We start from the raw sequence: 12,467 nt of genomic DNA on the forward strand, positions 1-12,467 counted from the left end.
GAGCCGCCGCCCGCGGACCCTGGCGGACGCCGTCGGCAGGCGCCTCAAGCCCGGGCGCCTCGGCCGTTTGACCCGCTCCGCGGTCCTGATCGGGGCGCTGAACGCCGTCTCGACCTTCATCCGCAACCACGCCGCAGCCCGCTTCGACCTCACCTGCACGGCCAAACCCTACGTCGCGCACATGGCGCGCATCGCCACCGAGCGCCGAAAGTTCGCTCACCATTAACCCGGCGGGTCTACTGCACCCAGTAATTGTCGTGGCGGACGAACCACTCCCTGCGCTCGTCGTCGGTCATGTCGGCGAGCGCCCCGAAGCCCTCGAAGTAGGCCTCCCGCGGCGCGCCCGGCGCGAAGAGCATCAGGATCGACGCCGGCTCGTCGGCCCCGTTGCGGAAGCCGTGGACGCCGCCGGGCGGGACATAGAGGAAGTCGCCTTGCCGGCCGTCGGCCCACTGGGTGCCGTCGTAGAGCTTCATCGTCCCGGACAGCACGAAGAAGGCCTCGGACATCGCCCGGTGAAAGTGCGGGCCGGGCCCACCGCCCCCGGCTGGGAGGTCGACCCGGTACAGCCCGTAGTCGCCGCCGGTGGCCTGTTGGTTGGCCAGGTAGTGGTACTGCACGCCGCCGGCTTCGTAATCGGCCGGCGAGTCGGCCCGCTTGAGCCAGGCGCTGATCTCCGGCTCGTCCCTGGTGTATCGGGGCGGGGGATAGGGCGGCACGACGAGGGACATGCCTCCAGTTTGCGGCTATAACATCGCGGGCGTGGCGGACGAAGAAGTTCGGGCGGAACGGCTGCTCGACGCCCAGGAGAAGGCGACGCAACTGTTCGACGAGATCGAGCGGCGCGCAATGATTCGCCCCGGCGTCTCGGAAAAGCAGTTGTCCGACGAAATCAACCAGCTCGCCGCGGAAATGCTCGGGGTCACCCGGCACTGGCATCGGCGGATCGTGCGGGCGGGTGAGAACACCCTGCAGCCCTTCAGCGAGCGCCCGCCGGACCGGGTGGTCGACGACGGCGACATCGTCTTCCTGGACCTCGGACCGATATTCGCGGAGTGGGAGGCGGACTTCGGCCGCACCTTCGTGCTCGGCGACGACCCGCACAAGACCGCCGTCCGCGACGCGCTGCCCCGGGTGTGGCGGGCCGGCCGCGAGTACTTCGACGCGCGCCCGGACATCACCGGCGCCGAGCTGTACGACTTCGTCGTCGGGCTGGCGCACGCCGAGGGCTTCGAGTTCGCCAGTGCCATCGCCGGCCACCTGGTCGGGGAGTTCCCGCACAAGAAGATCGCCGGCCCCGGCGTCCAGTGGTACATCATGCCCGGATCGAACAAGCCGATGCGGCGCACGGACCCGGCCGGCCGCGCCTGCCACTGGATCCTGGAGATCCATCTGGCCGACCGGGCCCGCGGCTTCGGCGGCTTCTACGAGCAGCTGCTCGACCTGCCCTAGTGCTGATCGCAAGCGCGGCGCATGCGCCGGGCGCTGGTGGTACCGCCCGCTTGCGGGGGACGGATCGGCACCATCGGGTCAGCCCACGGGATACGTGACGCCGGTGAGCTCCTCCGAGACCGCCCACAGCCGCCGCTGCACGTCGACGTCGTGGGACTTCTCGCTGGACCCCACGAGCTTGGGGTGGCCGCGCAGCTCGGCGAACCCGTCCGGGCCGTAGTACTGGCCACCCAGCACGCCCGGGTCGGTCGCGGCGCGCAACGTCGGCAGGGCGCCCGCGGCCGCGTCCTGCATGAGCGGGTTGAGCACCGGCGTGGCGATGCGCTCGACCAGCGGGGGCAGGTTGCGGGTCAGCTCGGTGCGCGAGCCGCCAGGGTGGGCCGCCGCCGCGATCGTCGTCCCGCGGGGAGCGAGCCGGCGCTGCAGCTCGTAGGTGAACAGCAGGTTGGCGAGCTTGGCCTGGCCGTAGGCCGCGACCCGGTTGTAGCGGCGTTCCCACTGCAGGTCGTCGAAGTGAATGTCGGCAAGGATGCGGTGGCCGGTGCTGCTGACCGTCACGACCCGCGAACCCGCGACCGGGAGAATCCGATCCAGCAGCAGGCCGGTGAGGGCGAAGTGGCCGAGGTGGTTGGTGCCGAATTGCAGCTCGAAGCCGTCCTTGGTGGTCGACTTCGGCGTCCACATCACGCCCGCGTTGTTGATCAGCAGGTCGACGCGGTCGTAATCGGCCTTGAGTTGCTCGGCCGCGGCGCGGATGGAGTCCAGCGACGTCAGGTCGAGCTCTTGCAGCGCCACCTCGGCGTGCGGACTGCGGGCGGTGATCCGGGCGGCGGCGTCCTTGCCCTTGTCCAGATTGCGCACCGCCAGCACGACGCGGGCGCCGCGGTCGGCGAGCGCGGCGGCCGTCTCGTAGCCGAGGCCGGTGTTGGCCCCGGTGATGACGGCGACGCGACCGGTCTGATCGGGAATGTCGGCGGCGGTCCATTTGGCCATGGGTTTCTCCTAGAACGGTAGACTAAACGGGGCGAGCGCTCCGGTTGATTGGAACTATACGGAACGCGCGCCCCGTTTTGTCAACTGGAAGGGGTGAATAGATGGCGCAGCCCGCACGCCCGTTGCGCGCCGACGCGGCGCGCAATCGCGCGCGCGTGCTGGACGTCGCCTACGACACCTTTGCGGCCGAGGGCCTGTCCGTGCCGATCGACGAGGTCGCCCGCCGCGCCGGCGTCGGCGCCGGCACGGTATACCGGCACTTCCCGACCAAGGAAGCGCTGTTGACGGCGGTCATCCAAAACCGCATGCAGCGCCTCGTGGACGACGGGCACGCCCTGCTGCAAACCGAGGGGCCCGGTGAGGCGCTCTTCGCGTTTCTGCGCTCCATGGTGCTGCAGTGGGGCGCCGCCGACCGGGGCCTCGTTGACGCCCTGGCCGGCTACGGGATCGACATCGCCTGCGCCGCGCCCGAGGCCGAAGACGCCTTCAAGGCCATGCTCGGCGAGTTGCTGCGCGCCGCGCAGAACGCGGGGACCGCGCGCCGCGACATCGATATGCGGGACCTCAAGGCAATCCTGGTCGGCTGCCAGGCGGTGCAGGCCTACGACGCGGCGCTGGCCGAGCGGGCGACCGACGTCGTCATCGACGGTTTACGCGCGCAGCGATAAGGCCTAACCGTTCTTGCACTCGGCATAGGCGAGTGCTAAGAATGACGTTGGCACTCGCGACTGGCGAGTGCTAGGTCGGGACGGTGAGACCAGCAGACACCTGGGGTCGTCCGTCGCGGGCACTGCACCCGGCCAGCGTAAATAAATGGGGTGGCCACACGCGGTCATCCGGTGTCATTCCCGATCCGGAGGAATCACTTCGCAATGTCCAAGATAATTGCGTACGACGAAGAGGCCCGTCGCGGCCTCGAGCGGGGCTTGAATGCCCTCGCCGACGCGGTAAAGGTGACGCTGGGCCCCAAGGGCCGCAACGTCGTCCTGGAGAAGAAGTGGGGCGCCCCCACGATCACCAACGATGGTGTTTCCATCGCCAAGGAGATCGAGCTGGAGGACCCGTACGAGAAGATCGGCGCCGAGCTGGTCAAGGAAGTCGCCAAGAAGACCGACGACGTCGCCGGTGACGGCACGACGACGGCCACGGTGCTGGCCCAGGCGCTGGTCAAAGAAGGTCTGCGCAACGTCGCTGCCGGTGCCAACCCATTGGCTCTCAAGCGCGGCATCGAGAAGGCCGTCGAGAAGGTCACCGAGACGCTGCTCAAGTCCGCCAAGGACGTCGAGACCAAGGAGCAGATCGCTGCGACCGCGGCCATCTCGGCCGGCGACCAGTCGATCGGCGACCTGATCGCCGAGGCGATGGACAAGGTCGGCAACGAGGGCGTCATCACCGTCGAGGAGTCCAACACCTTCGGCCTGCAGCTCGAGCTCACCGAGGGTATGCGGTTCGACAAGGGTTACATCTCGGGCTACTTCGTCACCGACGCCGAGCGTCAGGAAGCGGTCCTCGAGGACCCCTACATCCTGCTGGTCAGCTCCAAGGTGTCGACGGTCAAGGACCTGCTCCCGCTGCTGGAGAAGGTCATCCAGGCCGGCAAGCCGCTGCTGATCATCGCCGAGGACGTCGAGGGCGAGGCTTTGAGCACCCTGGTCGTCAACAAGATCCGCGGCACCTTCAAGTCGGTGGCCGTCAAGGCCCCCGGCTTCGGTGACCGGCGTAAGGCGATGTTGCAGGACATGGCCATCCTCACCGGTGGTCAGGTCGTCAGCGAAGAGGTCGGCCTCTCCCTGGAGACCGCCGACGTCGCGCTGCTCGGTAAGGCCCGCAAGGTGGTCGTCACCAAGGACGAGACCACCATCGTCGAGGGCGCCGGTGAACCCGACGCCATCGCCGGACGGGTTTCCCAGATCCGCGCCGAGATCGAGAACAGCGACTCCGACTACGACCGCGAGAAGCTGCAGGAGCGCCTGGCCAAGCTGGCCGGCGGTGTTGCGGTGATCAAGGCCGGGGCGGCCACCGAGGTGGAGCTCAAGGAGCGCAAGCACCGCATCGAGGACGCGGTCCGCAACGCCAAGGCGGCCGTCGAGGAAGGCATCGTCGCCGGTGGTGGCGTGGCCCTGCTGCAGGCGGCTCCGTCCCTGGACGAGCTGAAGCTGTCCGGCGACGAGGCGACCGGCGCCAATATCGTCAAGGTGGCGCTCGAGGCTCCGCTCAAGCAGATCGCCTTCAACTCCGGGCTGGAGCCCGGCGTGGTGGCCGAGAAGGTCCGCAACTCGAAGGCCGGCACGGGCTTGAACGCCGCCACCAATGAGTACGAGGACCTGCTCAAGGCCGGCGTTGCCGACCCGGTCAAGGTCACCCGCTCGGCGCTGCAGAACGCGGCGTCCATTGCCGGGCTGTTCCTGACGACCGAGGCCGTCGTCGCCGACAAGCCGGAGAAGGCGGCCGCTCCGGCGGGCGACCCGACCGGTGGCATGGGCGGCATGGACTTCTAAGTCCAAGAGCGGAAAAGTCCCAAGCACTGAAAAAGCCCGGTCCCTCTGGGGGCCGGGCTTTTTCGTGTCCGCCGAGCGTGAGCTCAGGGCGGGATTTCGGCGATTTTTCCGCCCTGGTTGCACGTTCGGCGTGCTTGGCCGCCTTGTACGTTTAACCGCGTGACCCTTCCGACTCCCTCACCCACCAGCACCGCCGTCGTGACCGGCGCATCGTCGGGCATCGGCGCCGACATCGCGCGGGAGCTGGCCGACCGGGGCCACGGCGTCACGCTCGTCGCCCGCCGCGAAGACCGGCTGCGCGAGCTGGCCGAAGAACTGGCGCGAAGCGTGCGTGTCGAGGTGATCGCCTGCGACGTCGCGGACGCGACGGCCCGCGCCGGCCTCCTCGACGAGGTGGACCGCCGCGGGCTGGCCACCGACATCCTCGTCAACAACGCCGGCATCGGCACCATCGGATCGGTGACGAAGACGCGTGTCGACGACGAGATCGCCCAGGTGCGGGTCAACGTCGAGGCCGTCATCGACCTGACCACCCGCGCGGTCCAGCAGATGGTGCCGCGCGGACGTGGCGCGATCCTCAACGTCGGATCCACCGCGGGCTACCACCCGTTCCCGGGGCAGGCGGGCTACGCCGCCACCAAGGCGTTCGTGAGGACCTACACCGAGGCGGTGCGCGGCGAACTCGCCGGCACCGGTGTCACCGTCGCGCTGCTTTGCCCGGGGCCGGTGCGCACCGAGTTCCTGAAGAATGCCGGCATGGACGAGCGCAAATTCGCCGACGCGTTCCCGAAGTTCATGTGGATGCCGTCGCGTGACGTGGCGCGCGTTGGCGTCGACGCGCTCGAGCACGACCGCGGCACCGTGATCGCCGGGCTGCCAAGCCAGCTCAGCACCCGGCTGTTCCAGTTCATGCCGCGACGGGTGCTGCTGCCGCTGTTGAAGAGCCAGCACCCGGGCCTCAAAACGGACCCGAGCCGCGACCGGTCAGCCGGCTGACGGCCAGCGTCGCATCCAGCCCTCCGCCGGCAGGGCCAGTGCATTGCACAGCGTGCAGATCGTGCGATACCAGCCGACGGCCGTGAGCAATTCGATCCGCTGCTCGTCGGTAAGGAAGCGCCCCAATGCAATCCAAGTCGGCTCCGACCACGAACCGGTGCGCTCAAGTTCGTCCACCGCCCCGATCAGCGTCCGTTCGGCCGCGCTCCACCGCGGGTCGGCAGCGGCATCCTTGCCGCCGGTCACCAGCGCGTCGCACTCGTCGTCGCTGACCCCCGCGATCGGACCCCAGAACGCCGCCTGCCCGCCCCACTCGTAAGCGCAGCCGACCAGCGCGCAGGTGCGCAGGATCGCGATCGTCCGGGTACGAGCCGGCAAAAGCGCTGCGACATAGAGTGATTCGCCGAGCTTGCGCAGCCGGGTGGCCAGCGCCGGGTGGCGCTGCAGGCAGCGCACCAGAAGCAGCGGCTCATAGGTGCGGTCCGGATGACCCCAGCTGTTGATCCCAGTGGCATCTTCCTCGCTCCACGGCGGGGCGAGCGGTGCGACGCGGCTCACGGATCAGACTGTACGGCGCTAGGCCGGCAGCGAGAACACCACGCAGTCGTGCAGGCAGCCCTTGGCCGCACCGGGGGAGTCGGGGTCGGCCTCGCGGTGCAACAGCGCGCGGGTGGGCACGACGCCCAGCCGTACCGCGTCCCCCGCATCCGTCACCTCGGCCGTGCCGTCGACGATCAGCGAATAGCCGCCGGGCTCGGTCGGGGGCCACAGCAGGGTGACCTCGCGCCGATGCGCGAGATTCTGCCGGGTGCGGCCGCCGATGAGGCCGACGTCGACGATCGCCTCGCGCAGCCGCGGCTCGACCGTCACGGTGTGCACGCGGTAGTCGTCGTCGACGGTCACCAGGTACGCGTACGGGTAGTCGGCGAGGGCGGCGGCGAGCCGCTCGATGTCCACCTTCTTCTTCGTGCGCATGACGCTCCAGGATAGGCGCGGGCAGGGGCCGTCAGAGCGTGCGCGGAACCCGCGCCGCGGGCAGGCCAAACGTGAGCTGTCCGCTGCTGCTGAAGTGGAAGCCGAGGTTCTGCAGGACCTGCTGCCAGGGCGCCAGTTTCTCCACCGCCGCCGACGCGTCGGCGTGGTAGCCGTACATCGCTTCCACGTCCGACGCCCACATCTGGTCGTAAGCGGCCTCGATGTCGGCGATCGCGGGGGTGTTCTGGCCCAGATGATTGTTGGCCGACAACGCGTGCGCCAGAGCACGGTTGGCCGCGACCACCGCGGGCTGGACCGTGGCGGCCAGCGCCCCCTCGAACGCGTGCGCGACGGCCGACGCCTGGCTGGACACCGCCTCGGCCTGGGCCGCGGCCGCGCTGAGCCAGCTCACGTAGTGCGTGGCGAGGGCCATCATCGCCGCCGACGACGGGCCCTGCCAGGACCCGTTGGCCAAATTTGACGTGACCGAAGAAAATGACGATGCTGACGATGACAGGTCCTCGGCCAGGCCATCCCAAGCTTCCGCGGCAGCAAGCAACGGCCCGGCTCCGGGACCCGCGAAGATTCGTGCCGAGTTGACTTCTGGCGGCAACCACGCAAAATGCGGGCTCGTCACCGGCTCAACTTACCCGGGATTTGGCGGTTTTGGTGGCGTTATTGCGCGGGTAGCGGGCGAGGTTGCCGGCCGCGGACCAACTTGCCTGGGCGGGCTTCGGTGGGCACACCGTTCTCCGCGATCACTTGGCCGGCCACGACCGTGGCGACGTACCCGGCGGCGGTCTGGTCCAGCCGCCTCCCCCCGGCCGGCAGGTCGTAACTGATCACCGGCTTGTGCAGCCGCAACGCCGCGTGATCGATGACGTTGAGGTCGGCCTTGTAGCCGACCGCGACGCGGCCCCGGTCGGCGAGCCCGGCGATGCGGGCCGGCACCGAGGTGAGCTCGCGGACGGCCTCCGGGACCGTGAACCGCCCGGTCTTGCGGTCGCGGGCCCAGTGCGCCAGGAAGTACGTCGAGTAGCTGGCGTCGCAGATCATCCCGTAGTGCGCACCGCCGTCGCCGAGCCCCAGCACCACGTCGTCGCGGTGCAGCAGCTCCCCGACGGTGTCCAGCGAGTTGCCCTGCAGGTTGCTGGTGGCCACCAATAGCATGGCCCGGCCGTCGTCGTCGAGCAGCCGGTCGTAGGCCTCCTCCATCGGGTCCACGCCCTTGGCCCGGGCCCGGGCCCCGATGCTGGTCGACGGGTCCGGCTCGTAGTCCGGGTTGTCGCCCAGCGGGAAGATCCAGTCCCACATCTGCGCCACGTACAGGATCGGGTGACCGACGCCGGGCTTGTCGGACAGGATGCGGGCCCGCACCTCCGGCGTGCGCATCTCGGCGACCCGCTCGGCCAGCGGCAGGTGAGCGATCTCCCGATAGCTGGGGTAGAGCACGAACGGGTTGGCAGTCAGCTGCAGCCCGATGATCAGCCCGATCGGGCGCGGGAGCAGCTGCGCGGTGATGTCACCGCCCGCGGCGTTGGCCTTCTCGATCATGGTGATGGCGTCCGGCCATGTTGGGTCGCCCGCGTTGGCGACGACGAGGGTGAACGTGAGCGGGAGGCCGACGTCCTCGGCCACGTCGAACACCGTCTGCAGCACGGGCTCGTAACCGCCGGCCGGGATGTCCGGCACGAACTGCAGCAGGCCGCCGCCGCCGTCGACGACACCGCGGGCGATCTCTTCGATCTCCTCCCGGGCGGCGTCGTAGCTCGGGATGGGCGAACCGCTCTCGGTCTTGTGGATCGTCAGCCGGGACGACGCGAAGCCCAGCGCGCCGACCTCGACCGCCTCCTTGGCGAGCGCCCGCATCTTGGCGAGGTCTTCGGCGGTGGCCGGCTCGCGGTCGGCGCCGCGCTGGCCCATCACGTAGACGCGCAACGGGGAGTGCGGCAGATACGCGGCGACATCGATGTCGCGTTGTCGCGACTCTAAGGCGTCCAGGTATTCGGGGAACGTCTCCCACGTCCAGGGCAGGCCGTCGGTCATGACGACGCCCGGAATGTCCTCGACGCCGGCCATCACGTCGACGAGCACGTCGTGGTCTTCCTGGCGACACGGGGCGAAGCCGACCCCGCAGTTGCCCATGACCACCGTGGTCACCCCGTGCGCCGACGACGGCGTCAGGCGTTCCGACCAGATCGCCTGGCCGTCGTAGTGGGTGTGCAGGTCGACGAAGCCCGGGGTGACCAGCAGCCCGGCGGCGTCGATTTTCCGCTCGGCCCCTTCGCCGTTCACGTGACCGACGGCCGCGATGACGCCATCTTTCACCGCGACGTCGCCGACATACGGCTCACCGCCCAACCCGTCGATGATGGTGCCGTTGCGGATGATCAGGTCATACGTCATCCAAACAATCTACGACCGTGCCGGTGGGTCGTGCCAGGATCTAGTGTCGCTGGTATGGCCCACACCTCCAGCCCCGACGCCGCCGTCCAGGAACTGCTTCGCGACGCCTTCACCCGGTTGATCGAACACGTCGACGAGATCGCCGACGGATTGACCGACGCGGTCGCCGAGTACCGGGTGACCCCGGACGCCAACAGCATCGCCTGGCTGATCTGGCACAGCGCGCGCGTGCAGGACATCCAGCTGGCCGACGTCGCCGGCGTCGAGCAGGTGTGGCTGCGCGACGGCTGGGTGGACCGGTTCGGCCTGGACCTGCCGCGCAACGACACCGGCTACGGGCACAAGCCCGAGCAGGTCGCGAAGGTCAAGGCCCCGGCGGATCTGCTGGCCGGTTACTACCACGCCGTGCACAAGCTGACCCTCGAGTACGTCGCCGGCGTGACCGCCGCCGAGCTGGAGCGGGTGGTCGACACCAACTGGGACCCGCCGGTGACGGCCAGCGCGCGGTTGGTGAGCATCATCGACGACTGCGCTCAGCACCTCGGGCAGGCCGCCTACGTTCGCGGAATCGCTCCGTAGGCGTCGTCGGGTTTTCCGGCGTGCGATTCGTGGCCGCGGTCTTCCGGGCGGTGCTGTGGCTGGCCACCACCGTCGCGCTGGCCGTGGCGATCCCGGCGGCGTGGCTGCAGCTGAACGTGGTCAGCGAAGGCGGGTATGTCGCGCTGGCCCAGCGGGCCGCCGGCGACCCCGCCCTGCAGTCCGCCGCCGCGGACGAACTGGCCAACCGCGCGATGGCGCTCATCGCGGAGCACAACGGCGGACGCCAGCCGGTCGAGGGCGCCGAGGTGCACCTGGCCGCCGTCGCGTTCACGGCCGGGCCCGCGTTTCCGGCCCTGTTCGCCCAGGCGAACCGGGCGGCGCACCGCTGGTTGTTCACCGCCGACGGCGCCGGCGAGTCGTGGGCGATCGACGTGGCGCCGATGCTCAAGGACGCCTCGATGCAGCGGATCCTGAGCCGCCACAACGTGAAAGTGCCTGCGACGCTGACGGTTCCGTTGACGGCGTCGGCGCCTTCGGCCCACGGGTCGCTGCGGCCGGGGCGGCTGAGCCCGCTCGCCACGTGGGGTCCGTGGGTGAGCGTCGGCGCGGTCGCCCTCAGCTTCGTCTGCGCCGTCCTGATGCTGGCCACCGCGCGCCGCCGCGGGAAGGCGCTCACCAGCCTCGGGGTCTCCGCGCTGCTGGTCGGCGCCGCCGGCTGGGCGGGCATCGAGGTCGCCGGCCGCCATGTCGGCGATGCGCTCAACCGCACCACCGACGAGATCCGCCGCATCGCCGAGGTGATGGTCGGCCACGCCGAGACGGGCCTGCACGAATGGCTCAACCTCACGCTGCTCGTGGGCGTCGCGCTGGTGATTGGCGGTGTGCTCGTCGCGATGTTGGGCAGCCTGCGCAAGAAGCCGGCCGGCTAGCCGAAGGTGAACGAAAACACTTGCAGCCCACGGCTGACCCGCATGTCGAGCTGGTCGCTGCGCGCCGCCTCATCCGCCACGATGGGGTGCAGCATGGGTGGCCCGCCGATCGCCGTCGTCGTCGTGTTGCCGTCCCGGGTCACGGTGAGGGTGCCCGTCCCGCCGACGACGACGTAGACGTCCTTGGCGGTGTAGTTCAGCCGGATGGCGGCGTCATCGCTGTCGGCGGTGGCGCCCTGATCGTCGAGCTTCCATCGGCCGGTCAGCGCGAACCGGTCGGCGGCCAACTGCGGCGGATAGCTGAACGAGCCCGACTTGTAATCGCCTCCACCGCCGTAGTTCAGGGCCCTCTCGACCCCGAGGTAGGTCTCGGCGGTGAGCCTGGTGCGCGGCGTGGTGTCCGCCGAATGCGTCGGCGCGGGCAAACGGGCATCGGGATGGGCATCGACGAGCAGTTCGCGGATCAGCTCCTCGGTGCCGTCGTAATCGCCCTCACCGAACTTCGTGTGCCGGACCGTTCCGTTGGCATCGATCAGGTATTCCGCCGGCCAGTAAAGGTTTTGGAAGTTGTTCCACGTGGTGTAGTCGTTGTCCAGGGCGACGGGGTAGGTGATGTGTAGCGCGGCGGCGCCGCTGGACACATTGGCGGGGACCCGTTCGAAGGCGTACTCGGGGGTGTGCACTCCGACGACGACGAACCCGGCGTCGTGATACCGGTTGTACCAATCGGTTACGTGCGCGATGGCGCGTTGGCAGTTGATGCACGAGTAGGCCCAGAAGTCGATCAGCACCACCTTGCCCCGCAGCGAGGCCAGGTCGACCGGAGCGCCGCCCGGGGTGTTGAGCCACCCCGTGATGCCGCCGACCGCGGGCGCGGCCCCACACTGCTCGAGCCGGTCGGCGCCTTCGGTGCAGTCGCCCAGCGCGCCACCGGACGGGGCGCCGAGCTGCTGGCGGATCTTGTTGGCTCCGAACGCTTTCTGCATCGACGCCGTGTAGTCCGGCACGGCGCGTTGCAACATCGCCGGCAGGTTGAACACCAGCGCCACGGCCAGCACGATCATCGTGATGCCGCCGGCGACCTGGACCATGCGCTGTCGGCGTCGGAATGCGCCGATGCGCTCGGCGGCACCCCGACCGGCCAGCGCGAACGCCAGCAGCGGCAGGGCGGTGCCGATCGCGAACGTGGCGGTGAGAATCAGGATGGGCAGGCCGATCGAGGCGGTGCCGCCCGCGACCACGATCGCGGCCAGCACCGGTCCGGCGCACGGCACGTACAGCGCACCCAGCGTCAAGCCCAACCCGAATCCACTTCTGCCCGTTCCTATTTGACGCTGGGGTAGGCGGGCGAACGGCCGCTCGATCAGGTGCTGCAGCGGGGGGAAGATCAGGCCGAGGCCGATGAGTGTCAGCACCACCAGCGCGGCCCAGCGGATCGCGTCCTGCGGCAGGTGTAGCGCGGACAGGATGGCCGAGCCGGCCAGGGTCACCACGCCGAAGCTGCAGACCAGACCCGCGATCACCAGGTACGGCCGGGCGGCGGCGGCGCGCGCCCGGGTGCCGTCCACGCCGGAGAAGAAGACCACGGGAAGCACCGGCAGGATGCACGGCGAGATGCCGGTGATGAGGCCGCCGAGGAATCCGATGAGCGCGATGGTGTGCATAGCTACTAACACCT

Annotated in this window: 14 protein-coding genes; 7 read left to right on the top strand and 7 right to left on the bottom strand. The window is 69.5% G+C overall.

Going from position 1 to position 12,467, the window contains the following annotated elements:
• Positions 1 to 67 precede the first annotated feature (67 nt).
• Positions 68 to 226, top strand: a complete 159-nt coding sequence (locus A5758_RS25660) for a hypothetical protein (RefSeq protein ID WP_156622532.1) — start codon at positions 68 to 70, stop codon at positions 224 to 226.
• Positions 227 to 236: 10 nt separating this feature from the next.
• Here A5758_RS25660 and A5758_RS07635 read toward each other — a convergent pair whose 3' ends face one another.
• Entirely contained in the window at positions 237 to 731 is a 495-nt protein-coding gene (locus A5758_RS07635) for a cupin domain-containing protein (RefSeq protein ID WP_067738549.1), read from the bottom strand.
• On the opposite strand from A5758_RS07635, the gene A5758_RS07640 reads away from it, so the two are divergent.
• A complete protein-coding gene (locus A5758_RS07640; RefSeq protein WP_067738552.1) occupies positions 730 to 1,452 on the top strand; it encodes a M24 family metallopeptidase in 723 nt (240 codons plus the stop codon). The two genes, A5758_RS07635 and A5758_RS07640, sit on opposite strands and share 2 nt — an antisense overlap.
• 78 nt (positions 1,453 to 1,530) lie before the next feature.
• Here A5758_RS07640 and A5758_RS07645 read toward each other — a convergent pair whose 3' ends face one another.
• Complete coding sequence (locus tag A5758_RS07645) at positions 1,531 to 2,445, bottom strand: SDR family NAD(P)-dependent oxidoreductase (protein ID WP_067738555.1); 915 nt, start codon at positions 2,443 to 2,445, stop codon at positions 1,531 to 1,533.
• Between the two features lie 101 nt (positions 2,446 to 2,546).
• On the opposite strand from A5758_RS07645, the gene A5758_RS07650 reads away from it, so the two are divergent.
• From A5758_RS07650 to A5758_RS07660, 3 genes are all read left to right on the top strand, one after another.
• Complete coding sequence (locus A5758_RS07650; RefSeq protein ID WP_067738558.1) at positions 2,547 to 3,113, top strand: TetR/AcrR family transcriptional regulator; 567 nt, start codon at positions 2,547 to 2,549, stop codon at positions 3,111 to 3,113.
• A gap of 204 nt (positions 3,114 to 3,317) precedes the next feature.
• Positions 3,318 to 4,943, top strand: a complete 1,626-nt coding sequence (gene groL, locus A5758_RS07655; protein WP_067202041.1) for a chaperonin GroEL — start codon at positions 3,318 to 3,320, stop codon at positions 4,941 to 4,943.
• 159 nt (positions 4,944 to 5,102) lie between these two features.
• Complete coding sequence (locus A5758_RS07660) at positions 5,103 to 5,939, top strand: SDR family oxidoreductase (RefSeq protein WP_067738561.1); 837 nt, start codon at positions 5,103 to 5,105, stop codon at positions 5,937 to 5,939.
• Here A5758_RS07660 and A5758_RS07665 read toward each other — a convergent pair.
• Genes A5758_RS07665 through A5758_RS07680 form a run of 4 tightly spaced genes read right to left on the bottom strand, consistent with a single transcriptional unit; the run spans position 5,928 to position 9,320 of the window.
• Positions 5,928 to 6,497, bottom strand: coding sequence for a carboxymuconolactone decarboxylase family protein (locus tag A5758_RS07665; RefSeq protein ID WP_067202036.1), 570 nt, complete (start codon positions 6,495 to 6,497; stop codon positions 5,928 to 5,930). The two genes, A5758_RS07660 and A5758_RS07665, sit on opposite strands and share 12 nt — an antisense overlap.
• Positions 6,498 to 6,515: 18 nt before the next feature.
• Positions 6,516 to 6,914 (bottom strand): hypothetical protein, encoded by a 399-nt coding sequence (locus tag A5758_RS07670; protein WP_067738565.1) that lies wholly within the window; start codon positions 6,912 to 6,914, stop codon positions 6,516 to 6,518.
• Between the two features lie 31 nt (positions 6,915 to 6,945).
• The gene (locus tag A5758_RS07675) at positions 6,946 to 7,551 is read right to left on the bottom strand and encodes a PPE family protein (protein WP_082939214.1); all 606 of its coding nucleotides are present in this window, start codon (positions 7,549 to 7,551) and stop codon (positions 6,946 to 6,948) included.
• Between the two features lie 38 nt (positions 7,552 to 7,589).
• Positions 7,590 to 9,320 carry an amidohydrolase family protein gene (locus A5758_RS07680; protein WP_067738568.1) on the bottom strand — a complete coding sequence of 577 codons (1,731 nt, stop codon included), beginning with the start codon at positions 9,318 to 9,320 and terminating at the stop codon, positions 7,590 to 7,592.
• 54 nt (positions 9,321 to 9,374) lie between these two features.
• On the opposite strand from A5758_RS07680, the gene A5758_RS07685 reads away from it, so the two are divergent.
• A complete protein-coding gene (locus A5758_RS07685) occupies positions 9,375 to 9,899 on the top strand; it encodes a mycothiol transferase (protein ID WP_067738570.1) in 525 nt (174 codons plus the stop codon).
• Between the two features lie 20 nt (positions 9,900 to 9,919).
• Positions 9,920 to 10,789, top strand: coding sequence for a hypothetical protein (locus tag A5758_RS07690; protein ID WP_067738572.1), 870 nt, complete (start codon positions 9,920 to 9,922; stop codon positions 10,787 to 10,789).
• On the opposite strand, the gene A5758_RS07695 is transcribed toward A5758_RS07690, so the two are convergent.
• The gene (locus A5758_RS07695; protein ID WP_067738576.1) at positions 10,786 to 12,453 is read right to left on the bottom strand and encodes a cytochrome c biogenesis protein DipZ; all 1,668 of its coding nucleotides are present in this window, start codon (positions 12,451 to 12,453) and stop codon (positions 10,786 to 10,788) included. The two genes, A5758_RS07690 and A5758_RS07695, sit on opposite strands and share 4 nt — an antisense overlap.
• Positions 12,454 to 12,467: the final 14 nt, after the last annotated feature.

It is taken from the genome of Mycobacterium sp. 852014-50255_SCH5639931, assembly GCF_001665605.1.
Classification (GTDB): Bacteria; Actinomycetota; Actinomycetes; order Mycobacteriales; family Mycobacteriaceae; genus Mycobacterium; species Mycobacterium paraffinicum.

Coding starts and splice junctions, on each gene's coding strand:
- A5758_RS07650 (WP_067738558.1), top strand. CDS start 2,547: ATGGCGCAGCCCGCACGCCCGTTGCGCGCCGACGCGGCGCGCAATCGC.
- A5758_RS07695 (WP_067738576.1), bottom strand. CDS start 12,453: ATGCACACCATCGCGCTCATCGGATTCCTCGGCGGCCTCATCACCGGC.
- A5758_RS07670 (WP_067738565.1), bottom strand. CDS start 6,914: ATGCGCACGAAGAAGAAGGTGGACATCGAGCGGCTCGCCGCCGCCCTC.
- groL (WP_067202041.1), top strand. CDS start 3,318: ATGTCCAAGATAATTGCGTACGACGAAGAGGCCCGTCGCGGCCTCGAG.
- A5758_RS07645 (WP_067738555.1), bottom strand. CDS start 2,445: ATGGCCAAATGGACCGCCGCCGACATTCCCGATCAGACCGGTCGCGTC.
- A5758_RS07685 (WP_067738570.1), top strand. CDS start 9,375: ATGGCCCACACCTCCAGCCCCGACGCCGCCGTCCAGGAACTGCTTCGC.
- A5758_RS07680 (WP_067738568.1), bottom strand. CDS start 9,320: ATGACGTATGACCTGATCATCCGCAACGGCACCATCATCGACGGGTTG.
- A5758_RS07640 (WP_067738552.1), top strand. CDS start 730: ATGCCTCCAGTTTGCGGCTATAACATCGCGGGCGTGGCGGACGAAGAA.
- A5758_RS07635 (WP_067738549.1), bottom strand. CDS start 731: ATGTCCCTCGTCGTGCCGCCCTATCCCCCGCCCCGATACACCAGGGAC.